Here is a 22735-nt window from a genome sequence, read left to right as displayed (position 1 = left end):
TTCGTCAAGTTACCCACATAAAGCGCACAGTTTATCCACCTCCATTGTGGATAAATATCGAATTGTTCCGAAACACGGAACATGGTAAAGTGTATTTATGCAATTTAATTTGTAGATTTGATCACAATAACAACATGGAAACGGTTGACAATTGTACTGAATAAACAACTCGTTAATCATCAAGCAAATTCTAAGATCTCCTATTGATTGCACCACTTTTTCAATATATATCTATGATTTGTGCAAAGATACGTAGTGATTATTAATTCTATAAAAGGAGATGAAAAACCGGTAACGGTTGACAATGGACATTCTTTCAGACGATCTACTCATTGAATCCTATACAAAAGCTAAAGAATACCATTTATGTGAGGATTTTATTAAATTGATTGAAGCAGAAATGGAACGTCGAAGCTTGCGGAATCAAATGCAGCAGACAAGCTAACATTCAATGATCAGTCAAACTCCAAATAACTCGTTGACAAAATAGAACATTAGGACCAAGTGATTCTTTTCAAGCAGGACAGGCACAGGACAGGGCGAGTGCCCATAAACTAAAAGACAGCGAAGGAAAATAGATCTCCCAAAGGAGTGAACGCTCATGCTGTCAATTGTCGGTGGACTCGCCTATTTGTTCAAAAATGTGTGGCTGCTTGTATCTTATGTGAAAAACAACGCTTTTCCCCAGCCCTTGTCAGAGGATGAGGAAGCCAAGTGTTTACAGCTTATGGCTGAAGGCGATGAAGATGCCCGCAATAAGCTCATTGAACACAACTTGCGGCTTGTCGCTCATATTGTGAAGAAGTTTGACAACACAAAAGAAGATACGGATGACCTGATATCCATTGGTTCCATTGGACTTATCAAGGCCATCAACAGCTATTCAACAGGGAAAGGAACGAAACTCGCGACTTACGCTGCGCGTTGTATCGAGAACGAAATCTTAATGCATTTGCGTGGACTAAAGAAATCAAGGAAAGACGTTTCATTAAATGATCCGATTGGGCAAGACAAGGAAGGCAACACCATTTCGCTCATTGATATTCTGAAATCCACGAATAAGGACATTGTCGATGAGATATCTCTAACACTTGAAACAAAAAAAATTTATGGTGCCTTGCATATTCTTGATCCACGCGAACGTGAAGTAATCATCGATCGATTTGGACTAGACAATCAAGATGAGTTGACTCAACGGGAAATCGCGAAAAAGCTATCGATTTCCAGAAGCTATGTCTCACGGATTGAAAAACGTGCGCTGATGAAGCTGTTTCATGAAATCTATCGAAAACCTAATCACTAATCGTAATAAAATCAACAATAGATAAGCATTCTCATACCCTGTCATCTGATTAAATGGTACCATTAATAATAAAGATTCAGAATAAGTATGAGAATCGAGGAATCACTATGGACGAATCGCACAAAAATAGAGGTTTGAACCTGATGGGAGAGCCGGAAGAAATTAAAAGTGTTCACCTAATGGTTAAGGGGAGAGTACAAGCTGTTGGATTCCGCTATTTCACTTGGCAAACAGCAAATGTATATCGCATTTCCGGATGGGTACGCAATCGTGACGATGGCAGTGTCGAAATTGCTGCTGAAGGCGAAAAATCAGATATTCAACAATTTGTGAAAACGATAAAAAAAGGAAGTCCTTTCTCGCGAATCTCTAGCGTTGACCTGTATGAATATACCGAGCCGAAAAATTACATTCAATTTGAAATAAAAAATTCAGATTGATCGAACCAACTCTAAAAAGCAGTAAAGCAAGACCTATGCGTCTTGTTTTACTGCTTTTGGATTTCGCTGTTCCATTTATTCAAGAGGAAAATGACAACTGATACTTCGTCCCTCACGAGTGACGAGCGGCGGTTCCTTTTCCTTGCAAATCTCACGTGCAAACGGACATCTTGTATGAAATCTGCACCCGGAAGGCACATGAATTGGACTAGGAATTTCACCTTTCAACACCAATTTTTTTTGATTTCGGAGATGTGGATCCGGTACCGGAGATGCAGCAAGTAGAAATTTAGTATATGGATGCAACGGATGTTCATACACCTCATGAGTATCCCCTATTTCCATAACTTTTCCAAGGAACATCACACAAACACGATCAGATATATGGCTCACAATATTAAGATCATGAGAAATGAAAAGATAAGTCAGGTCCTTCTGTTCCTGCAAATCCTGAAGCAAGTTAATGACTTGCGACTGAATGGAAACATCCAAAGCGGAGACCGGCTCATCGCACACAATGAACTTTGGATTTAGGGCGATCGCACGAGCAATACCGATTCTTTGTCTCTGCCCGCCACTGAACATATGAGGATATCTCATCATGTATTCTGATCGTAACCCAACCAGTTTCATCAATTCACTGACCCGTTGTTTCTTCTCTTTCTGACTCATGCGGATATGCGTCGTCAATGGTTCGGCAATGATGTCAATAATCCGCATTCTCGGATTCAAGGAAGCAAATGGATCTTGAAAAATGATTTGCATTTCTTTTCTTGTCTTTCTCATTTTTCTATTACTGTATTGTGAAATATCTTCACCTTTATAATAAATATGGCCGGAAGAAGGATCCAGAAGACGAATTAATAATCGTCCAAGCGTACTTTTACCGCATCCGGACTCTCCAACAAGCGCTAATGTTTCATTCTCTTTAATCTCTAAACTCACATCATCCACAGCATGGACAACTTCGCCTTTATCCCCCATAACGCCTGAATCTAAAGCAAAATATTTTTTTATATTTTCCACTTTCACTAATATGTCATTCATTCTGCCACCGCCTATCGCTCGTTGTACTTCCAGCAACTGACGCAATGCTGCTCATTAATCGTCACAACAGTTGGCTCAGTTTTCTTGCATATATCCATAGCTTCACTGCATCTCGGGTGAAATCTACACCCCTGCGGCGGTCTTAACATATTTGGAACCATTCCCTTAATACTATAAAGCTTTCTTCTTTGTTCATCGACATCACTACGGGGCATGGATTTCAAGAGTCCTTTCGTATACGGGTGCTTCGGATGATCAAAAAGTTCGAAGACATCCGAATGTTCAACAACCTTACCGGCATACATGACATAGACATCGTCGCAAACTTCTGCAACAACGCCTAGATTATGTGTAATGATCATAATTGATGTATCAATTTCTTCTTGTAAATCTTTTAATAGCTGCAGAATTTGCGCTTCAATCGTCACATCAAGTGCGGTCGTCGGTTCGTCGGCGATCAACAGTTTCGGCTTACAGATCAACGCCATCGCAATCATGATCCTTTGGCGCAATCCTCCTGATAATTGATGCGGGTACACCTGAAAACGTCTTTTGGCATCCGGGATACCGACAAGTTCAAACATGTTGATCACAGCCTTTTTCGCAGCCTCTTTGCTTAAATGGCTGTTGTGTATCAGCAAAGTCTCCGCAACCTGCTTGCCAACCGGGTACACAGGATTCAATGAGGTCATGGGCTCTTGAAAAATCATAGATATCTCGTTGCCACGAATTGTATACATCTGTTGCTTGGAACTTTTTAGAAGATCCCGACCATCAAATAAAATTTCTCCTCCGACAATCTTTCCCGGTTCTGAAATCAGCTGCATGATTGAAAGAGCTGTGACACTCTTGCCACAACCAGATTCCCCAACCACGCCAACAATTTTCCCTTTATCAATCGTGAGGCTGACGTCATCCGCCCCAGGAACAATCCCTTTTGATGTAAAAAATTGAGTTTTCAAATGTTTTATTTCCAGTAAAGGCTGTATCGTGTCAACCATATTTTTTCTCCCCTCTGCCTCAATGCTTGAGATGCGGATCAAGAACATCACGCAACCCATCCCCAAAGAAATTGAACGCCAGTACAACGATAAGAATGGCGATACCCGGGGAAATCGTCACCCAAGGGGCGTTAAATAAATATTCTTTTCCATTTGATACCATCAGCCCCCAGCTTGAAGCAGGCGGTTGCGCGCCAATACCCAGAAAGCTTAAACTCGCTTCAGAAAGAATAGAGCTCGGAATGTTCAACGTAAACAGAACGATCAATTGCGAAATACAATTAGGCAGGATATGGCGAAACATGATAACGATGTCTCGCACTCCAATAGCCCTCGATGCTTCAACAAATTCTTTGTTCTTCAGCGACATGGTCTGTGCTCTAACCACACGAGAGGTTTGTGCCCAGCCGATTACACTGAGCGCAATAAAAATATTGATTAAGCTCGCGCCTAACGTATACATTACGACCATCGCCAGCAGCAGTGATGGAAAAGATAGGACCATGTCGGAAATCGACATTAAAATAAAATCTATTTTCCCACGGTAATATCCGGCGATCATTCCAATTATTGCTCCAATGACCATGGAGATTAATGTGGGAACAAGACCGATCAGGAGTGATATCCTGGATCCGTAAATAATTCGCGATAGGACATCTCTGCCATACATATCTGTTCCTAATAGAAATTGGGCACTTGGTTCCTGAAACTGCAATTTCAAATTTACTTTATAGGGATCATACGGCGCGATAAAGGGCGCGAACAATGCAGTCGCAATCACAAGAATAATAATAACTCCGCCTATGACAGCCATTTTATTTTGTACGAAATTTAACCCTAGCTCTTTCCATCCGTTTCCCATTTCCACCTCGTAATCTTGATCGGTCCATTCTTCGGTGACCACACCGTTTACATTGGCACTCATATTAAGCCTCCTTCTTGTTGTACTTGATGCGTGGGTCTAAATAAGAGTACAAAATATCTGCAACAAGATTTCCGACAACGACGAGGATGGTTGTCAGAATAACCGACCCTTGCAAAAGAGGCATATCTCTATTTTGAATGGCGTCCACAGCCACGCGCCCGATTCCTGGAATTCCAAAAATGCTCTCAGTAATGACAGCTCCCGATAGCAAACCTGAAACCTGAAGCGCCATCACCGTCACGACTGGAAGCAGGGAGTTCTTTAACGCATGATTGGTTACCACTTTAAGTTCTTTTATCCCTTTTGATCGAGCTGTTCTTATATAATCATTCCGCATAACATCCAACAGATTAGAACGCGTCAGTCTGGCAATTGTTCCAGCAGAACTCCATCCAAGCACGATAGCAGGCATAATCAGATATTCCGGACCATCGAACCCGGAGATTGGAAAAAAGCCAAGTTTTAAGGAAAAAATATACTGAAACAAAAGTCCAGTCCAAAAAACCGGCATAGACACCCCTAACAGAGAAAAACCCATGAAAAAGTTATCCAGAAAAGAATAACGTTTGATTGCGGACAGAATGCCAGCCGGAATACCGATAATCCACGACACCACCGCTGCCGCAACAGCAAGGGCTAACGTATTCGGAAAAGCCTCTAATAAAAGCTCTGAAACAGGTCGATTTAACTTATATGAAATACCAAAGTCTCCGCGCAAGGCATTCCATAAAAAGTGAATAAAACGGAAATACGCCGGATCGTTAAGATGCATTTCAGCGCTGACCCTTTTGACTACATCTGGATTGATATGTTCCTTCATCATTAATGTAATTGGATCTCCCGGAACCACATTGAGAAGAAGGAACGTGATTAAAGCGACCCCAATAATCACCGGAACTGAAACAATCAGCTTTTTGAGAATATATCTCTTCATAAAACCGCTCCTCTAAAACTAAGAATATAAAAACAAATACCGGCCAGCGCACAGTATTTGCTTCGATACATGTTCGTTTTAATTTTATTTGCTCAGTGTGATTCCGTTATAAGGCATGTTGCTCCAACCATTCCAAGAAACTTTAAAGTTCTTCACTTTCGGTTGTACCACAAAGAGGTGCTCCAAAGAGAACAGCGGCACAAAAGCAGCGTCATCCTGAACAATTGTTTTCTCAACATCTTGATAGAGAGCGAGCCGTTTTGACTGATCGGTCATTTCACGTGCTTGATCAAGCTTTTTGAAAACATCCTTGTTCTTGTAATTAAATGAGCGTGCTCCGGTATTCTTTTCCGAGAAGAATGTGTAGATAAAATTGTCCGGATCATTATAATCTGCAGACCAATCGGATTCATAAGCAGGTAGTTTTCCTTCACCACGAGTGCCGAAGTAACTTGCTTCGTCCATTTGCTTTATTTTCACCCGAATACCTACATCTTTCAGCATCGCCTGCACAGCCTCGTTTAGTTTTAATGTTGATGGGCTGTCAGTAACTTGAGCGATTGTCATATCGAATCCCTTAGCATAGCCCGCTTCTTTCAATAGAGCCTTTGCTTGATCAGGATCGTATTTCATTTCCGGAAGATCTGCATTATAGCCAATCAAACCTTCAGGAAGAATACCGCCTGCGACTTTGCCTTTGCCGTTATAAAGCTTGTCTACCAATGATTTCCGATCAATCGCCAGTTGGAATGCCTTACGCACCTTCACATTATCGAATGGCTTAATGTTTTCATTCAATGCGTAGTAATAGACACCTACTCTTTGCCCACTGACCACATTTTTCTTCCATTTACTGTTCTGTTCAAAGTAAGCAATTTGAGAAGGAGCATCATCCAAATCAAAAACGTCCAACTTACCCGTTTCAAAGAGCATTCTTTTCGTATCCGCATCAGAAACAACGTTAAAATTCACACCGTCCAAAGTCGGTTTCCCACCAAAATAACTTTTGTTTGCGACGAGCAAAATCTTGTCGTTAACTTTCCATGATTTAAGTTTAAAAGGACCGGTTCCAACTGTTTTAGATGGTTCAACACCAAATTTGTCTCCTGCAGCAGTTGTCGCTTTTCTGTTATAAATCGATCCTGCCGGTGTCGCTAAATTTGCGATAAACGGCGCAAAAGGCTTTTCTAAAGTAATTTGGATCGTATTGTCATCAATAATTTTTAAGCCACTAACACTTGATGCTTTACCATCAAGGCGAGCAGTCGCGCCTTTGATCATGTTTAAAAAATCGGTATTTAATGCTTTTGTTTTCGGGTTGAGCATACGATCAAAAGTAAAGAGTACATCATCTGCTTTGAATGTTGCACCGTTTGAAAATTTGACACCTTTTCTCAGATGAAAAGTATACACCAATCCGTTTGATGAAACGTCCCAACTCTTCGCTAGACCCGGCACCTGGGTCGGTTTTCCATCAACCGTTTTTGTCTCTACTAATCGATCAAAAATATTTAACGGAATCGCGTAGTCATCCGTCGTTTTCTGGACATCAGCTGTCCCCGGGTCTTGTCCAAAAGCGACATTCAGATAATTGCTACTTTCACTCTTTTTATTTCCGCCACCACATCCTGTCAGCGAACTAAGAATTAAAACAACAATTGCCAGAACACTGATGATCACTTTGTTTTTTCTTTTCGTCAATAAATTCTCCCCCCATTTCTAGATGGATAACCTTTCTTGAAGATAATTTTTCAAAATTATGTAACATTTTCGAAATAATAATAAATATTTAGTACTATCAAAATATATCATTGTTTTTCGATAATAACAATAACTTCGGAAGGGAAAATGTGTCAATTCTAAATCGATCGGTCAAAGATATTGGCATTTTTCTGTTGAGCAAAAAAAGAAACAATTAAAGGAAGAGCGAATGCTCGCATTGCCGATCCAAGATTGTTTCATGAGCTTTTTTTATAAGTTGGTTGCGTCTCACTCTCGACGCGCGATCAATGTATCTAGGCTTCCACTGTAGGGTTACGGTCAGTTTTTGAATATGGAAACAGATCATTTTTGTATGCCTCCTACGTATTATTCATCTTGTATACCGTCATTTTACATTCCACCTTAATCTGTTTCGACGGGCTGTTGGATGGTTTCTGCCTCCTGCCGAAGTCTGAATTTTTCTCAGTCTGAGAAGAAGAAAAATCAGGCAAATATACCTGATCGGTTCTAATTTAATGGGCTTCGTGCGCAGTAAGGACGAACTATGCAAAACGAAGGTTATTGGAAATTAATCCGGGAAATTGTTCATTTAATCTGGGAAAAACCCAAAATTCCGGAGAAATGGCGGCTTATCCAAGAATCGGCACAAAACTCAGACTTTATCCCGGCTAGTTAGGGATTAATCCAGGAAAATAATCATTTAATCTGGGAAAAACCCAAAACAATCCCTGGAAATTGGTTCCCTATCGGGAATTGGTGCGGCACTCGGGTAATTTTCGTGCATTGAGATTAAGCTTTCATGCATGGACTCTGCTCGAGATCTTATTTATGCATGGACTCTCTGGTTTTTGTGCATTGATCCCTAGTTTTCGTGCATTTTTTCTTTCAAAAAAAAAAAAAAAAACCGCCAAACGATCTTAATCGATCGTTCGACGGTTTGTCGTGCATCTATCATAGTTTTTCCTTCAGTTTCGATGTTCTCCAGTATAAAAAGAATGAAAAGATTAGGAATATGAGGCTGGATGCGGATAGAATCCCAAGCTTCCATTGAACCTCGGCGTATTTAGGAATCAAAGTGCCGCTATAGAGAAACGAGCTGATAAACAGGCATAACATGCCGATTCTTTGGTAGTCGATGATTTTATCTAGAATCATTTTTTGTTGTTCTTCCAAGTCCATCCCTCCGTCACTTGATTACTATAACACGAGATGAATAAGAGAAGATCAGGTAGTTTCTGACAAAATGAAACTCAGATTGATTCCACATCTTAATCGACAAACCGTATTAAATCAACTTAATGCTTGTTCCAAGTCTTCAATTAAGTCCTCCGCGTCTTCAATGCCGACGGACAAGCGAATGAGACCATCAGTAATACCCAGTTCATCTCTACGAGGCTTTGGAATTGATGCGTGCGTCATCTTCGCCGGAACCGAAATCAAACTCTCTACAGCGCCAAGGCTCTCAGCAAGTGTGAAAAAATGAGTCTTTGAAAGGATTTGATTCACAGTCTTCTCATCTCCAACATCAAAAGAGATCATGCCGCCGAACCCTGATGCCTGCTTTGCGGCAAGATTGTGCCCAGGATGACTCTCAAGCCCCGGATAATAAACCTTCTTCACTTTTGGATGTGCCTCGAGAAATTTTGCGATCTGATTTGCGTTCTTCTCGACCTGCTCCATACGCAGGCCGAGTGTTTTGATTCCGCGGACGAGAAGCCAAGCATCTTGGGGACCTGGCACCGCGCCAACTGAATTTTGAACAAAATAGAGCCGTTCAGCTAACTCATTAGAAGCAACGGCGACAAGTCCCGCCACTACGTCACTGTGTCCGCCAATATATTTGGTCGCGCTATGGAGAACAATGTCCGCGCCTAAGTCGAGCGGATGCTGCCAGTATGGTGTTGCAAATGTGTTGTCAACAATCAACAACAGTCCATGCTGATGCGCGATTTTAGATGCTTCACGAATGTCCGTCACTTTCAGCAAAGGATTTGTCGGTGTTTCCAGATAAAGCGCTTTTGTCTTGGCAGTGATCGCCTTTTCAATGTTTTCCGGAGCACTTGTATCGACAAAGGTCGCAGAAATGCCCAACCGTTTAAACACTTTATCAATAACGCGGAACGTTCCGCCATAGACATCATCAGTAATGACCAAGTGATCGCCGCTATTAAGCAGCATGAGAACCGAAGAAATAGCGGCCATACCGGATCCAAACGCAAATCCCGCTTTTCCATGTTCAAGCTCTTGGATCAACACTTCAAGTGCGTGACGCGTCGGATTGCCTGAACGCGAATAATCATAACCTTTCGTTTTGCCTACTGCTTCTTGTTTATAAGTACTTGTCTGATAAATCGGCACAGACACACTGCCTGTGAACTCATCCCCAAAAATTCCTGCGTGAATAACTTGTGTCTTTGGTCTCATGTATGACTCCTCCAGTTTTTTCAGTAAATTCTTTTACTCATAGATATGTTCACCGAGGTAACGTTCGCTCGAGTCAGGAAAAATGACGACAATAGTGGTTCCCGGTTCTGATTTTTCCGCCTCAAGCAAGGCCGCGTGCAGCGCGGATCCTGATGAGCTGCCGATCAACAGTCCTTCATATTTTGCTGCCTCTTTCAACCGCCGAAAAGCATCTTGGTCTTCAATTGTATAAATTTCATCAAAATACTTGGTTTTAACGAAAGAAGGAATAAATTCCATTCCAATTCCCTCAGTGCGGTGCGCTGCGGGCTTCCCTCCGTTTAGAATTGAACCCACAGGCTCGACAACCACCGTTTTCACATCCGGATTTTTCATTTTAAGATATTCCGCCGTACCTGTGAATGTGCCGCCAGTACCTGCACCCGCGATCAGCACATCCACTTTCCCATCCAAGTCGTCCCAGATCTCAGGTCCTAGTGTTTCAAAATAAGTCCTCGGGTTATCAGAATTTGCAAATTGATTCGGGCAGTAGCCGCCCTCTATCGTCCGCTCCAGTTGCCGCGCTTTCGCTACCGCTCCGGACATACCTTGATCGGTCGGCGTGGTAACGACACGAGCACCGAGCGCTTTCATTAAGACTTGCTTCTCCGCGCTGAATTTCTCAGGGACGCAGAAAATGACATTAATGCCCTTCCCCACTGCCGCAAGTGCCAACCCGATCCCTGTGTTTCCAGCTGTCGGCTCAATTAAGGTGCCGCCCGGCTTAAGTTTTCCAGACTGCATCGCCTCACGGATCAGCTTTTCTCCCAGCCGATCTTTCACGCTGCCTCCAGGGTTGAAATATTCGCATTTCGCATAGATTCGCACACCCTCGGGCAGTGGAAATGCGTGCAAAGCGACAAGCGGCGTCTTGCCCACAAGTTCATGAACACTTTCGTAAACTGCCATAACCCTCTCTCCCTATCTTTTGGGCACAAGGTCAAGCTCAGGCATAGATTTCTCTCCACTCGGCTTTGTGCGCCAACATTTTTTCCGCAACTTTCTTTGCACCGGCAAGATCATGGCTTGCCGCCCAGCCGCACTGATAACAGTTTGCAGCTGGAACTTCGGTTGCGTTCACTACGTCAATAAGTGTACGTTCAATTGCTTGAAGAATAGCGTCGTAGCTGCTGTTGTCAACGATTGACACGTAAAAGCCGGTCTGACAGCCCATCGGACCGACATCGAATATATTATCAATATGATTGCGAATGTTTTCTGCCATTAAATGTTCTAGAGAATGGAGTGCCGGCATTTCCATATGCTCTTCATTTGGCTGGCAAAAACGAACGTCATATTTATAGATTTCATCTCCACGCGGCGCCTTAGTCACCCCGACCAGCCGCACATAAGGCGCCTTCACTTTGGTGTGATCCAGATTAAAGCTTTCAACGTTCATTTTTGGGCGTTCCGTCAAGTTAAGCCATCTCCTTAATGATTGAGAGAATGAATTCAGCCGAATGTTTCGCGGCGGTCTTTAAAAATTGATCAAAAGATATAGTTGAATCCTTACCGGCGATGTCTGATAAGGAACGGATGATCAGAAACGGCACATTGAACTGGTGACAGACTTGCGCGATTGCCGCTGCCTCCATTTCCACTGCCTTTAACTCAGGAAATGTATTTTTAACATTTTGAATGCGTTCCGGATCAGACATAAACGAATCTCCCGAACCGATCATTCCCTCAACAATTTGATGCTCAGATCTTGCAGCTTCAGAAGCGAAAATCGCCGTCTCAACCAACTTGCGGTCCGGAAGAAAAACAGGAGGCATACCTGGAACCTGCCCTGGCGCATAGCCAAAGGCGGTCGCATCGGCATCGTGATGAATGACGGATGACGAAATCACAACATCACCAATATTAAGTGCCGCATCTGTACCACCCGCCGATCCGGTGTTAATGACGGCAGACGGATGGTAATGGTCGATCAGAAGCGTCGTTCCAACCGCCGCGCTCACTTTTCCAATTCCTGATTGGAGCAGAACAACCTCAGTACCCTCAAGTATTCCTTTATAAAAATGGCAGCCGGCAATTTCTTTTTCCTCGACTCCGCTCATATGTTCTTTCAACAATGCAACTTCTTCTTCCATTGCTCCGATCATTCCTAATGTCACAACTGGGTCCTCCTGAAGATCATTTAATTTTTTTCGGCGACAATCAGCCACGCGAATCGATTCAACTGCTTAAAATACGGCACAAAGTGCTTCTTGCGAAATGCCGTATATAGATTGCTTCGCAGTGGATAGTATTCTGTATTTAAATCCTTCAACAAATGAGCATACCCATTCGCGCGTGCCCACCGATGCACCTTTTTCTTTTCTAGTTCGCTGTCAAACAGTGTATCTGCAAACACTATTCTACCATTAATCGGCAATAGGCGACTATATTTCTCGATCGCTTGTTCCTTCTCTTCATCCGTTAGGTGGTGAAAGGCGAAAGAACTGACAATAGAATCGACCGGATGATCGGGCAGTGGAAAGTCGAGAAAGTCGCCATCCACTAGTTGTAAATTAGGAAGCTTGGTTTGAGCTTTCTCCCGCATTTTTCCCGATGGTTCAATACCCACGACATCCAGTCCCCGGTCAATCAATTTCTGTGTCAGGTTGCCGGTACCGACCCCAAATTCGAGGACAGCCCCGCGTGCATGCTTGGCTACTTCTTCAAGGATCAAATCATAATTTTTAAAAACTTCCTTATATTCTCTGTCCCCACCAAAGACAGAGTGATCATAATGATCGGCCCATTGCTCAAATGTATGAATAAATTCGCGTCCCATTTATTTTTCCTCCCATACTAGTCGAAAATCATTAATTTCATATAATATTAGTATGGATTATTGAATTCAATGTCACTAAATTAGCACACATTATAAAAAACTACAACAAAAAACTTTTCTACATCTCTACCGAAAGCTGGAAAAAAACGCACCCGTTTTCTTATGAATCGTCAGCAATAAAGCAGAATCTAAAAAACAGCCGCACTCGGCGGCTGTTGGATGGTAAAGACTGGTTCACGGTTTCTTGACATTATCTGCTTGCCATTTCCCATCTTGATAGATCAAATGAACAACATAGATAGCGTTTTGATTATTTTTCGGTGCAACGCGTGCAAGAGAGCTGTTCGGCGTTCCACCGTTTCCCAGCCAGCGAATCGTCATGTTGGCCACGTCAATCCCTGTAGCCTCGGAAATAGCGCTAACCTGAGCGTTCCAGTCTGCAGACCCCATCTCGTATGAGGCTTGGTGGTTCTCATCAGACTCCGTAGCTGAACTCGATGATTCAGAGCTGCTTTCATCATCATTTGATGCCTGACTGGAATCAGATGATGACTGATCGGAACTATTTTCTTGAGAATTGCTGCTTTCGCTGGATTGTGCCTGCGAATGCGATGATGCAGCTTTATTCGATGATGGCGATGTGTGAAAAACTGAAATGAGAATGATGCAGCCCACTGCTAGAATGAGCAATGAGACAATGCCAATTGTCCAGCTCAGCAAACGATCTCCTTTACTTTTGCGCTGCTCAACTCGAGACGATGAATCACCATTCCCTCTCTGACTTCTCATAGGACATCCTCCTTTTTACCGACAACACTAACTGATTATATACGGGACAGCTTTAAAAGTATATTATTATTTGATTTAAGTGGCCCGCAATAGTTAACAAACTACTTCATTATGAATACTTTGTCTATAATACATGTGACCCCAAAACCTGTATAAAGGAATTCGAAGGAGTCGGGCTCGTCATGACTGTCCCTTTTAAGCCTGCCATAAATATACACTGTACAACTTATGCGCCTGTCTCAAAACTATTCCCGTCTGATCCTTTTCACATATGATGCCTTAGTGAACACCTATATAGAAAAAAAGCGCAAAACTGCTGGACTCATCACATCCGAACAGATTTGCGCTGTTTTCTTTTTCTCATTTATTCGACCTTTAAAATCTTGACGCGGATGTCGCCGCCCGGTGTGCTCACACTAACCTCTTCACCGACCGACAGACCGATCAAGCCCTTGGCCATCGGAGAATCGTTTGAAATCTTTCCCTTAAACGGATCGGATTCGGCGCTGCCGACAATCTGATACGTTTCTTCATCGCCATCCGGCAATTCGCGGAACGTTACTGATTTACCGATTTTTACAACATCAGTCGTTTCATCATCTTCAATGATGACCGAATTACGGATCATGACTTCCAGCTGTTGGATGCGTGCTTCAACAAACGCTTGTTCATCCTTTGCCGCGTCATATTCAGAGTTTTCGGAAAGGTCACCGAATCCACGAGCGATCTTAATTCGTTCAACAACTTCTTTTCGTTTCTCAGTCTTCAAATAATTGAGTTCATGTTCAAGTTTCGCTTTACCTTCAGCGGTCATATAGTGAAGTTTTTCTGCCATAGTCTGCCACACTCCTGAGTTAATTTATGATCAACTGCTCTAGTCTGCAATTCGGATGTCCATCAACAAGAGCGAATTGAGATTAGGATTTTCACGTTCAAGTCATGTTGTCACATTGCCCTTGCCTTCCAGAATGGTGCGAATTTTCGTGGCCATCAAATCAATCGCTACCGTATTTTTCCCGCCCTCAGGAATAATAATATCTGCATACCGTTTCGTTGGTTCGACAAACTGCAGATGCATCGGGCGAACATCGGTTAGGTATTGATTGATGACCGATTCAACACTTCTGCCCCGCTCCGCGGTGTCGCGGAGCAGTCGGCGAATAATACGGAGATCTGAATCCGTATCCACAAAAACCTTAATGTCCATCAGATCGCGAAGCCGTTCATCTTCAAGAATAAGAATGCCTTCGATTATGATCACATCTTTTGGCTCGACGGGTACAATTTTAGCAGATCTTGTATGTACTGTATAGTCATACACCGGTTTTTTTATCGGGTGGAATTGAAGCAGCTCGTGAATATGTGAAATTAACAAGTCCGTATCGAATGCAAATGGATGATCGTAGTTTGTCAGAAGCCTCTTTTCAAAAGGCTTGTCGTCTTGAGCCTTGTAATAAGAATCATGCTGGATAACTGCGATTGATTTGTCGGGGAAACTGCGGTAAATTTCCCGAGTAACCGTCGTTTTGCCGGATCCCGAACCTCCGGCAACTCCAATAACAATGGGCTTGTTTCTTTTCATATCAGCGTTCCCCCTCGTGCGCGGTAAATGTTTTCTTTGTGCTTACGGCCATTCCGTCGCCAATCGTGAGAAATAGGGTATCGAAATCGGGCTGCTCTGAAAGGAAGTGATTGTATTCATCGACTTTTTTGACGAGCCTGTTCAGCTGCCTTTTCTTAACAGCGTCAATATCGCAAACAAGGCCGTGGAAAAAGACATTGTCTGTAACGATAATGCCTTTATCAGACAAAAGGCCGGCACACTTCTGAAAAAGATGTTCATATTGGGCTTTTGCGGCGTCAATTAAGATCAGATCGTACGGGGCGGAAGCATGTACTTCCGGCAAATCTTCAGTCGCATCCCCATCCACAATTTGTATCGAGTCTTGAAGATTGAGTGCTTTAATATTCTGAGTTGCTTCTTCGATCATCGCCGGATCCCGCTCAACCGTAATGATTTTTGTACCACCACCGGTGACGAGTGCCATTCGAATGGATGAATAACCAATCGCGGTGCCAAGTTCAAGAATTCTTTGCGCGTTTGTCCAACGGATCAATTGCTGCAGAAAAGCCATCGCTGAAGGCTGCATGATGGGAATATAAATATCCGCAGCTTTCTTTTCCATTTTGTGAAGCAGCTCATTCTCCGAGCACGTGAAAGCGGCCGCATACGCCGACAGCTCTTTAAAATCGATCAACCCTATCTTCCTTTCTCTAATTCATTGAATCCGATATTTATTTACGATTTCTCAGACCATTCATGACGATATTTAGCGACAATCGCGAGATGCTCTTTATAGGTTTTCGAATAATAAATTTTCCCATTCGGTCTCGCATAGAAAAACAGATATTTCGAAGGTGTCGATTTCAGAACTGACTCGATCGCGTCTTTTGCTGGAGCACCGATCGGTCCGACCGGCAAACCAGTTCTCGTGTACGTATTGTACGGCGTATCCTTGCGAATATCTTTAATCGTATAGTCTCGACTTCTTTTTTGTCTGCTGTAGATAACCGTAGTATCTGATTCAAGTCTTTTTCCCTGATCAAGCCGATTGTAAAAGACGCCCGCTATAAGACGACGATCCTTATCTTTTGGGGCCTCTTGCTCAACAAGTGAAGCCATCGCCAAAATGTCATGAAATGAATGAAGCTTATTTTTCTTAATTTGGGATAAATAGTCCTTATAAGTATTCCCCGTATTCTCAAGCATCTGATCAACCATTCGATCAAGAGTTATAGGATCCTTCTTCGTCACTTTAAAGCGATAGTTGCCCGGAGCAAGATAACCTTCCAATGGATAGTTAATTCCCTTAGAAAAGATCTCATTAGTGAGAAATGAGTACTTCTTTGCATAGTGTTCTTTTACGTAGGCATGATCACTCAGTTTCCGGAGTATATCTTTCTTATCCAGCTTGGACACTTCGGCCATTTGACCGGCGACTTCACTGACCCACATGCCTTGACGGACATCCACAAGCAAAATCAGCCCGTGATGTTCCCCTTTCTTCAAATCATTCATCAATGTGCCAACCGACATCGTCTGATTAAACGTATAAGTTCCTGAATGGTAGGTGTTCAGATGATTCCATCGTACATAGAATTCAAATGCCCAAGCCTTGCGAATTAAGCGCTTCTTCTCAAGAATATGCCCGATTTCACGGACGGACTCACCGGACGGGATGGTTACCGAGACCGGTTGCTTATTTTGGCGATTGACCGGCGTCAACTGGTTTATATAGTATCGGTTAAAACCCCAAGCCGCTCCCGCAATCATCACGAAAAAAATAATAATGATGATAGCAATCATGCGCCAGTGTTTTTTTATCATAGAAATGAGCCGCTCCTTTCAAGAGTACCCCATCAATTATACACTAATTAACAGCAAAATTTTTTCATAAATTGACACGATTCGTTTCGATTTTTACCAGTTCATTTGGCATAGAAAAAGCCCCTATTGCCGGGGCTCAATCATTCTTCGCCTTCATCGCTGAATGTGTTGATCATCTCTTCAACAATATCCCATTCTTCATCCGTTTCGATTGGGAACAGTTTAAAATCTTCGTCATCGCCTTCATAGCGGAAAGCGAATACTTCCTGCTCTTCATCATCATCCGTATCCTGTTCGGCAGGTACAACCACAACATAAGACTTGTCTGTTTCCGGAACATCAAAATAAAAGAGAACGTCAAAGAGATTTTCGTCTCCATTTTCTTCAGGGATGACAATACGTTCTTTTTCCTCGGAATCCGGCAGGAAAATCGGGTAATGATTGTGCTCGTGTTCACTCATCTTTTTTTTGCTCCATTCGTTTTTTATCAAGAAAACTTTGCAGTATGAGTACCGCCGCTTCCTTATCAATCACTTGTTTGCGTTTCTTGCGGCTGACATCAGCTTCAATTAGAATGCGTTCGGCAGCCATCGTGGTCAGTCGCTCATCCCAGAGTTCCACCGGAATCTTGAACTTGCGTCGGACGCTTTTGGCAAACCCGCGCGAAGCAAGCGCACGCTCGCTTTCCGTGCCGATTAGATCCTTTGGAAGACCAACCACGACAGATTCAATTTCATAGTGTTCGATTAATTCACCAATTCGGTCAAAAAGCAGATTTTTCTTATGTTCGACATAACGTACCGTTTCAATACCTTGAGCAGTCAGCCCAAGTGGATCGCTAATCGCGACCCCGCACGTCACCGAACCGAAATCCAAGCCCATAATTCTCATTCTTTGTCCCATTTCTCTTTAAGGTATGAAGTGACCAGCGCTTCAATGAGCTCATCACGTTCGAGTCTGCGAATTAATTTCCGCGCATCCTTGTGTCTCGGGATGTAGGCGGGATCTCCGGATAGCAGGTAACCAACAATTTGATTGATTGGATTATACCCCTTTTCATCAAGCGCATCATAGACTTGAAACAAGACTTCACGTGGATTGTGATCCTTTTGATCGCCAAAACTGAATTTCATTGTCTTATCCATGATACTCATCTCCCAAACAGGAATTGTGTATTGCCCGTTGACACCGAATTAGCGAACAGCCGCTTTTTCAATCAGGTCGGAAACCGCGTCTAATGCCACACGCACTTTTTCCGGACGCTTGCCGCCGGCTTGAGCCATATCCGGTCGTCCTCCGCCTCCGCCTCCGCAAATCGTCGCAACCTCTTTGACAATTTTGCCGGCATGGAAGCCCTTTTGAATCAGATCCTTGGTCACACCGGCGACAAGATGAACCTTTCCGTCTTCGACTGATGCAAGCACAACAATGATTGATTGAAGTTTATTCTTCAAATCATCAGCCATCGAACGGAGTTGATTCATGTCCATGGCATCGACCTTAGCCGCGATGTACGTGACATCTCCGCTTTGTTTCGCGGATTGTTCAAGTTCCCCTGTCTTCGCGCTGCCAAGCTTATTCATCAGTGCCGCGTTCTCTTTCTCCAAGCTCTTAATCTGCTGCTGCAGTGCGTCAATACGTTCCGCAAGTTGATCCGGAGCCGCCTTCAGTGACGCGGCAATGTTCTTCATCTGAAGCTTGACTTGATTCAACTTTTCAAAAGCCTTTTCTCCGGTCAGCGCTTCGATTCGACGCGTACCGGCACCAATACCACTTTCACCGACAAGTGTGAACAAGCCTAATTCCGAAGTATTGGAGACATGGCAACCGCCGCAGAGTTCCATGCTGTAATCGCCGGCACTGACAACGCGCACGATTTTACCATACTTTTCACCGAAGAGCGCAATGGCGCCTAGCTTTTTCGCTTCGTCAATCGGCATTTCTTTGGTTGTCACCGGCAATTGTTCCCAAATTTTCTCATTAACGATTTTTTCAACTTCCCGCAGTTCGTCTTCTGTCACCTGACCATAGTGAGAGAAGTCGAATCTGAGCCTATCGGCTGAGACATAGGAACCGGCCTGGCCGACATGGGTACCTAGTACATCCTTGAGTGCCTGATCAAGCAAGTGTGTCGCCGTATGATTCTTCTGAATGGCAAGGCGCGCTTTCCCATCAATCGCAGCCTTCAGATGGTCACCAACTGCCACTTCACCGCTCTTAACAACGCAGGTATGCAGGTTCTGACCATTTGGCGCGGTCTGAACGTCAGTAACATTAAGTCCGGCCTTCTCATTGGACAATGTACCTTGATCAGCCACTTGACCGCCCATTTCCGCATAGAACGGGGTGCGATCCAGAATCACTTGAACCTTTTCTCCCTCAGAAGCATGGTCTACAGCAGCATTATCCTTCACAAGTGCGAGTACCTTGACATCATCAACGGTGAATTGATCATAACCGATGAATTCGCTGGCTTCTGTAATATTGCGCAAGGTACCACTCTGAACCTGCATCGACTTCTGATCCTTGCGGGCAGAGCGCGCGCGATCTCTTTGCGCGTCAAGCTCCTTCTCAAAGCCCGTTCGATCAATAGTCAAGCCTTCCTGGTTCGCATATTCCTCAGTTAATTCAACAGGGAAGCCAAAGGTGTCATAGAGCTTGAACACATTCGCCCCAGAGAGTTCGTTCTTGCCTTGTGCCTTCGCTTCTTCAATTTGCTGTTTCAGAATCGAGACACCTTCGTGAATCGTCTCCTGGAATCGTTCTTCCTCGCCGCGAATCACTTTCTGAACAAAAGCCGCCTTTTCGGAGACTTCTTTGTAGTAGTCTTTCATTATATCGGCAACAATCGGAACTAATTCAAACAGGAACGGCTTGTCGATCCCAAGATCCATGGCGTAACGAACCGCGCGGCGAATCAATCGGCGCAGAACATAGCCGCGGCCTTCATTCGAAGGAAGTGCCCCATCGGCAATCGCAAAAGTAACCGTACGCGCATGATCGGCAATAACCTTGAACGCTGTGTTCTTCTTGCCGATCTGATACTTCGCGCCGGAGAGTTCTTCAATTCGATGAATGATTGGCAAGAACAAGTCGGTATCGAAGTTTGTCTCAGCATTCTGAATCACGCTGACCATTCGTTCCAAGCCCATTCCGGTATCAATATTCTTCTTTGGAAGCGGAGTATGGCTGCCGTCAGGGTTGTGATTGAATTGCGAGAACACGAGATTCCATACTTCCAAATAACGCTCGTTCTCACCGCCCGGATAGAGTTCGGGGTCCTTCGGATCATTGCCGAAGGCTTCACCGCGATCATAGAAGATCTCCGTGTTCGGTCCACTTGGTCCTTCGCCGATATCCCAGAAATTATGCTCTAACTTAATAATCCGGTTTTCCGGAAGACCAATCTTTTCATGCCAAAGCTTATAGGCGTCTTCATCCTCAGGATAGATGGTCACCGACAGCTTGTCCGGATCAAAATCAATCCATTCCGGGCTGGTCAAGAATTCCCACGCCCAAGTGATGGCTTCTTCTTTAAAATAATCGCCGACCGAAAAGTTCCCCAGCATCTCGAAGAACGTATGATGCCGCGCTGTAAACCCGACATTCTCAATATCGTTCGTTCTTATCGCCTTCTGAGCATTACAGATGCGCGGATTTTTCGGCACGACACGCCCGTCAAAATACTTCTTCAGTGTTGCCACACCGCTGTTGATCCAGAGCAAGGACGGATCATCTACAGGAACCAATGACGCACTGGGTTCGACCGTATGCCCCTTACCTTTGAAAAAGTCCAAAAACATTTGCCTGACTTCCGATGAACTAAGCTGTTTCATCACAAGAACCTCCACTCAAGTTTGCTGCAACTATCATTATGTAAAACATGAGGACGCCAAGCGAAAAAAGCTCTCATCCCATTCACCAGAAAGGACGAAAGCTTTCAAGCTTTATCTGCGCCGCAAATGAAAAGAAAACTACGCGGCATATGTATAACAGCACTCGGCGCCTCAGTCCGCCGAAGGCTTCCTTCAGGCGCACCGCCGCAAACGCTAAAATAAACTACAGAAAAGCCGTTCCCGCAATTTAAAATGGTTCAGGCGGTCAATTGGCTGCTCGCGCTGTCGCTATTCTTTTCGTCTCGTTTTCATTATTCTGCCGCTATTATAGATGAAATTCCCCTTATTTGTCAATGATTCGAAACCGTTCGTTCAAATGGCGCAGGCAGGTGCGGATGATGATAAAACAAGGAATGGCAAGGAGCATACCGACAATGCCCGCAAGCTCGCCGCCTACACCGACAGCAAGCATAATATAGAGCGGATGAATTTCCGCGCTCTTGCCGACAACGAGCGGTTCGATCACGCTTCCCTCAAGGAACTGGATTAGTATAATCATCAGAACAACGCCCGTCATCGAATAGAATGACTTTGTCGCGGCAACCAGAACTGCCGGGGCGGCACCAATAAACGGACCGAAGTACGGAATCAGATCCGTTGATCCAATAAACAGTCCGAATACAATAGGATAAGGAACTTTAAGAATCCACAGTCCGATTGTCGCCATCACCGCCAGAATCGCGCAAACGGTCAATTGACCTCGAATATAGTTGCCAATCGATTGATCCATTTCCGAAAACAGGTCTGCCGTCTGCTTGCGCCACTTTCTCGGGACGATCAGCAACGCATGTTTCTTAATTGAACCTGCATCCTTTAATATATAAAAAGAAAGAAACGGAATAATTAACAACGTAAAGAACGATTGGACAACCCCGGAGCACCAGTCCATCGCTCGATCGGCAGTATGCGCCAAGCTGTTGCGGATTCGCAGCAACGCATCATTAACTTGGTCATGCACGGCTTCCGGCGTCGATCCATATAAGTGATCTAAATTGGTTTGATACATTTTTTCATAATTAGATATATCATCATCAAGCCCTCTGAGCTCATGCAGCAGCACCGGGCCGCCTTTATAGATTGTAAAGCCGACCACGCCAAAGAAAAGCGCGTAAATTGCAAGAATCGCCACTGTCCGCGGCAAACCCATGCGCTGAACGCGTCCCACGAGCGGATGAAGCAAATAGGCGATAATAGCCGCCGCAATGAATGGAACAGCCACTTTGGTGAGAAATTGCAGCACAATACCGATTAATGGCAGTAACCGATAAAAAAGATACCCGTTAAGAAAAATCAGCAGTGCGATAGATAGGCCCTTCATCCACTGCAAGGCAGTCCATTTCCGCATCATCATCCCTCCACGCTTAGCTTTGCCCAATCATAAGCAAATCATGAGCGGCAAGATCGGAAGATGTGAACGAATTCGATCAGAATCCGTTCGCTTTCGCCTCCAGCTCTGAAGATTGAAACAAATCATCCAGACCGGTTAAACTCCCATCCTCTTCAACCTGACTCAATGATAATTTCCCATCCTCAAGTGACAATTCAATAAAGCAGTTCCAACAGTAATATTGATTGACACCGATTTTACCGATATTCTTACTTGAACAATTTGGACATTTCATCTGCGTTCACCTCAAGTTTCATTAGAGCGTTTGCTCAAATCTTGTTATGTGCATCAATGTCCAAATTTCTAGAAAAGTATACATACGTTGAAAAAGTGAAGAGAAAAAAATCACCTTTGAAAAATATTGTCTATTTGGATGATTGTACTTTTCAAAAGCAAGAATGAACTATCGTTGAGGAATGAGCGTGAAATGACTCACAGTAAAGACGGAGTGCGCAGTTAAAATGCGTGAGTAAGAGATCATCAAATTTGCATTGTTTAAGCAAAAGTATCAGCGTCCAGGCGAAATTATCAGCGCTCAGAGAAAAGAATCAGCGTTCAAGCAAAAGTATCAGCGTTCAGGCAAAAAAATCAGCGTTCAGAGAAAAGAATCAGCGCTCAAGCAAAATTATCAGCGCTCAGGCAAAAGAATCAGCGTTCAGGC

The 22735-nt window shown here is 43.8% G+C and carries 25 protein-coding genes; 3 read left to right on the top strand and 22 right to left on the bottom strand.

The genetic code is table 11. The features are described 5' to 3' along the window. Window positions 1-304 precede the first annotated feature (304 nt). The 3 genes from sda to BM003_RS02835 all read left to right on the top strand — a co-directional run bounded on the left by sda (window position 305) and on the right by BM003_RS02835 (window position 1743). Window positions 305-445: a sporulation histidine kinase inhibitor Sda gene (gene sda, locus BM003_RS02845; RefSeq protein ID WP_093669905.1), complete on the top strand. Its 141-nt coding sequence runs from the start codon at window positions 305-307 to the stop codon at window positions 443-445. 156 nt (window positions 446-601) lie between these two features. Continuing rightward, a complete protein-coding gene (sigK, locus tag BM003_RS02840; protein WP_093669903.1) occupies window positions 602-1303 on the top strand; it encodes an RNA polymerase sporulation sigma factor SigK in 702 nt (233 codons plus the stop codon). Between the two features lie 143 nt (window positions 1304-1446). Beyond that, window positions 1447-1743 carry an acylphosphatase gene (locus BM003_RS02835; protein WP_093669901.1) on the top strand — a complete coding sequence of 99 codons (297 nt, stop codon included), beginning with the start codon at window positions 1447-1449 and terminating at the stop codon, window positions 1741-1743. Window positions 1744-1818: 75 nt separating this feature from the next. Here the strand turns inward: BM003_RS02835 and BM003_RS02830 are convergent, their stop codons facing one another. The 22 genes from BM003_RS02830 to BM003_RS02725 form a co-directional block, all read right to left on the bottom strand. Beyond that, the gene (locus tag BM003_RS02830) at window positions 1819-2790 is read right to left on the bottom strand and encodes an ABC transporter ATP-binding protein (RefSeq protein WP_093669899.1); all 972 of its coding nucleotides are present in this window, start codon (window positions 2788-2790) and stop codon (window positions 1819-1821) included. Between the two features lie 11 nt (window positions 2791-2801). Continuing rightward, window positions 2802-3791, bottom strand: a complete 990-nt coding sequence (locus tag BM003_RS02825; RefSeq protein ID WP_093670177.1) for an ABC transporter ATP-binding protein — start codon at window positions 3789-3791, stop codon at window positions 2802-2804. A 19-nt stretch (window positions 3792-3810) separates the two neighbouring features. After that, window positions 3811-4716, bottom strand: a complete 906-nt coding sequence (locus tag BM003_RS02820) for an ABC transporter permease (protein ID WP_177184599.1) — start codon at window positions 4714-4716, stop codon at window positions 3811-3813. Between the two features lies 1 nt (window position 4717). Next, window positions 4718-5650 carry an ABC transporter permease gene (locus tag BM003_RS02815; RefSeq protein ID WP_093669897.1) on the bottom strand — a complete coding sequence of 311 codons (933 nt, stop codon included), beginning with the start codon at window positions 5648-5650 and terminating at the stop codon, window positions 4718-4720. 84 nt (window positions 5651-5734) lie between these two features. Next, window positions 5735-7351: an ABC transporter substrate-binding protein gene (locus BM003_RS02810; RefSeq protein WP_218143201.1), complete on the bottom strand. Its 1617-nt coding sequence runs from the start codon at window positions 7349-7351 to the stop codon at window positions 5735-5737. Window positions 7352-8323: 972 nt separating this feature from the next. Further along, complete coding sequence (locus tag BM003_RS02805) at window positions 8324-8545, bottom strand: YrhC family protein (RefSeq protein ID WP_177184598.1); 222 nt, start codon at window positions 8543-8545, stop codon at window positions 8324-8326. Window positions 8546-8662: 117 nt separating this feature from the next. Then, complete coding sequence (locus BM003_RS02800) at window positions 8663-9796, bottom strand: bifunctional cystathionine gamma-lyase/homocysteine desulfhydrase (RefSeq protein ID WP_093669893.1); 1134 nt, start codon at window positions 9794-9796, stop codon at window positions 8663-8665. A gap of 33 nt (window positions 9797-9829) precedes the next feature. Next, entirely contained in the window at window positions 9830-10744 is a 915-nt protein-coding gene (locus BM003_RS02795; protein ID WP_093669891.1) for a PLP-dependent cysteine synthase family protein, read from the bottom strand. Between the two features lie 37 nt (window positions 10745-10781). Then, window positions 10782-11252: an S-ribosylhomocysteine lyase gene (locus BM003_RS02790; RefSeq protein WP_093669889.1), complete on the bottom strand. Its 471-nt coding sequence runs from the start codon at window positions 11250-11252 to the stop codon at window positions 10782-10784. 1 nt (window position 11253) lies between these two features. After that, the gene (mtnN, locus tag BM003_RS02785) at window positions 11254-11952 is read right to left on the bottom strand and encodes a 5'-methylthioadenosine/S-adenosylhomocysteine nucleosidase (protein WP_093669887.1); all 699 of its coding nucleotides are present in this window, start codon (window positions 11950-11952) and stop codon (window positions 11254-11256) included. Window positions 11953-11975: 23 nt separating this feature from the next. Further along, window positions 11976-12614 carry a class I SAM-dependent methyltransferase gene (locus BM003_RS02780; protein ID WP_093669885.1) on the bottom strand — a complete coding sequence of 213 codons (639 nt, stop codon included), beginning with the start codon at window positions 12612-12614 and terminating at the stop codon, window positions 11976-11978. Window positions 12615-12848: 234 nt separating this feature from the next. Continuing rightward, window positions 12849-13403: a YrrS family protein gene (locus tag BM003_RS02775; protein WP_093669883.1), complete on the bottom strand. Its 555-nt coding sequence runs from the start codon at window positions 13401-13403 to the stop codon at window positions 12849-12851. Between the two features lie 364 nt (window positions 13404-13767). After that, window positions 13768-14238 (bottom strand): transcription elongation factor GreA, encoded by a 471-nt coding sequence (gene greA, locus BM003_RS02770; protein WP_093669881.1) that lies wholly within the window; start codon window positions 14236-14238, stop codon window positions 13768-13770. Between the two features lie 102 nt (window positions 14239-14340). Then, window positions 14341-14985 (bottom strand): uridine kinase, encoded by a 645-nt coding sequence (gene udk, locus BM003_RS02765; protein ID WP_093669879.1) that lies wholly within the window; start codon window positions 14983-14985, stop codon window positions 14341-14343. Window position 14986: 1 nt separating this feature from the next. Then, window positions 14987-15661: an O-methyltransferase gene (locus BM003_RS02760; RefSeq protein WP_245734010.1), complete on the bottom strand. Its 675-nt coding sequence runs from the start codon at window positions 15659-15661 to the stop codon at window positions 14987-14989. A 41-nt stretch (window positions 15662-15702) separates the two neighbouring features. Continuing rightward, window positions 15703-16791 carry an endolytic transglycosylase MltG gene (gene mltG, locus BM003_RS02755; RefSeq protein ID WP_093669877.1) on the bottom strand — a complete coding sequence of 363 codons (1089 nt, stop codon included), beginning with the start codon at window positions 16789-16791 and terminating at the stop codon, window positions 15703-15705. Window positions 16792-16931: 140 nt separating this feature from the next. Then, a complete protein-coding gene (locus BM003_RS02750; protein ID WP_093669875.1) occupies window positions 16932-17252 on the bottom strand; it encodes a DUF1292 domain-containing protein in 321 nt (106 codons plus the stop codon). Then, window positions 17245-17682 carry a Holliday junction resolvase RuvX gene (gene ruvX, locus BM003_RS02745; RefSeq protein ID WP_093669873.1) on the bottom strand — a complete coding sequence of 146 codons (438 nt, stop codon included), beginning with the start codon at window positions 17680-17682 and terminating at the stop codon, window positions 17245-17247. Before ruvX ends, BM003_RS02750 begins: the two co-directional genes overlap by 8 nt. Then, window positions 17679-17945 carry an IreB family regulatory phosphoprotein gene (locus tag BM003_RS02740; protein WP_093669871.1) on the bottom strand — a complete coding sequence of 89 codons (267 nt, stop codon included), beginning with the start codon at window positions 17943-17945 and terminating at the stop codon, window positions 17679-17681. The genes ruvX and BM003_RS02740 overlap by 4 nt, the downstream gene beginning before the upstream one ends. A 39-nt stretch (window positions 17946-17984) precedes the next feature. Beyond that, the gene (gene alaS, locus BM003_RS02735; RefSeq protein ID WP_093669869.1) at window positions 17985-20627 is read right to left on the bottom strand and encodes an alanine--tRNA ligase; all 2643 of its coding nucleotides are present in this window, start codon (window positions 20625-20627) and stop codon (window positions 17985-17987) included. A 343-nt stretch (window positions 20628-20970) separates the two neighbouring features. Then, on the bottom strand, window positions 20971-22032 hold the full coding sequence (locus BM003_RS02730) for an AI-2E family transporter (protein WP_093669867.1): 1062 nt from the start codon (window positions 22030-22032) through the stop codon (window positions 20971-20973). Between the two features lie 79 nt (window positions 22033-22111). Next, entirely contained in the window at window positions 22112-22309 is a 198-nt protein-coding gene (locus BM003_RS02725) for a hypothetical protein (RefSeq protein ID WP_093669865.1), read from the bottom strand. Between the last annotated feature and the right edge of the window lie 426 nt (window positions 22310-22735).

Origin of the sequence: Sporolactobacillus nakayamae (assembly GCF_900113325.1) — a bacterium.
In the GTDB taxonomy this organism is placed as follows: Bacteria; Bacillota; Bacilli; order Bacillales; family Sporolactobacillaceae; genus Sporolactobacillus; species Sporolactobacillus nakayamae.
Note: the sequence above shows the minus strand (reverse complement) of the source record. Positions and strands in the feature narration are given on the sequence as shown.

What these genes read in the sequence shown, in the direction of transcription:
- alaS (WP_093669869.1), bottom strand. Translation starts at nt 20,627, where the DNA reads ATGAAACAGCTTAGTTCATCGGAAGTCAGGCAAATGTTTTTGGACTTT.
- BM003_RS02740 (WP_093669871.1), bottom strand. Translation starts at nt 17,945, where the DNA reads ATGAGTATCATGGATAAGACAATGAAATTCAGTTTTGGCGATCAAAAG.
- BM003_RS02725 (WP_093669865.1), bottom strand. Translation starts at nt 22,309, where the DNA reads ATGAAATGTCCAAATTGTTCAAGTAAGAATATCGGTAAAATCGGTGTC.
- BM003_RS02820 (WP_177184599.1), bottom strand. Translation starts at nt 4,716, where the DNA reads ATGAGTGCCAATGTAAACGGTGTGGTCACCGAAGAATGGACCGATCAA.
- BM003_RS02730 (WP_093669867.1), bottom strand. Translation starts at nt 22,032, where the DNA reads ATGCGGAAATGGACTGCCTTGCAGTGGATGAAGGGCCTATCTATCGCA.
- BM003_RS02825 (WP_093670177.1), bottom strand. Translation starts at nt 3,791, where the DNA reads ATGGTTGACACGATACAGCCTTTACTGGAAATAAAACATTTGAAAACT.
- BM003_RS02775 (WP_093669883.1), bottom strand. Translation starts at nt 13,403, where the DNA reads ATGAGAAGTCAGAGAGGGAATGGTGATTCATCGTCTCGAGTTGAGCAG.
- greA (WP_093669881.1), bottom strand. Translation starts at nt 14,238, where the DNA reads ATGGCAGAAAAACTTCACTATATGACCGCTGAAGGTAAAGCGAAACTT.
- BM003_RS02830 (WP_093669899.1), bottom strand. Translation starts at nt 2,790, where the DNA reads ATGAATGACATATTAGTGAAAGTGGAAAATATAAAAAAATATTTTGCT.
- BM003_RS02835 (WP_093669901.1), top strand. Translation starts at nt 1,447, where the DNA reads ATGGGAGAGCCGGAAGAAATTAAAAGTGTTCACCTAATGGTTAAGGGG.
- BM003_RS02795 (WP_093669891.1), bottom strand. Translation starts at nt 10,744, where the DNA reads ATGGCAGTTTACGAAAGTGTTCATGAACTTGTGGGCAAGACGCCGCTT.
- mltG (WP_093669877.1), bottom strand. Translation starts at nt 16,791, where the DNA reads ATGATAAAAAAACACTGGCGCATGATTGCTATCATCATTATTATTTTT.
- BM003_RS02780 (WP_093669885.1), bottom strand. Translation starts at nt 12,614, where the DNA reads ATGGGACGCGAATTTATTCATACATTTGAGCAATGGGCCGATCATTAT.
- sda (WP_093669905.1), top strand. Translation starts at nt 305, where the DNA reads ATGGACATTCTTTCAGACGATCTACTCATTGAATCCTATACAAAAGCT.
- udk (WP_093669879.1), bottom strand. Translation starts at nt 14,985, where the DNA reads ATGAAAAGAAACAAGCCCATTGTTATTGGAGTTGCCGGAGGTTCGGGA.
- BM003_RS02815 (WP_093669897.1), bottom strand. Translation starts at nt 5,650, where the DNA reads ATGAAGAGATATATTCTCAAAAAGCTGATTGTTTCAGTTCCGGTGATT.
- BM003_RS02800 (WP_093669893.1), bottom strand. Translation starts at nt 9,796, where the DNA reads ATGAGACCAAAGACACAAGTTATTCACGCAGGAATTTTTGGGGATGAG.
- ruvX (WP_093669873.1), bottom strand. Translation starts at nt 17,682, where the DNA reads ATGAGAATTATGGGCTTGGATTTCGGTTCGGTGACGTGCGGGGTCGCG.
- sigK (WP_093669903.1), top strand. Translation starts at nt 602, where the DNA reads ATGCTGTCAATTGTCGGTGGACTCGCCTATTTGTTCAAAAATGTGTGG.
- BM003_RS02750 (WP_093669875.1), bottom strand. Translation starts at nt 17,252, where the DNA reads ATGAGTGAACACGAGCACAATCATTACCCGATTTTCCTGCCGGATTCC.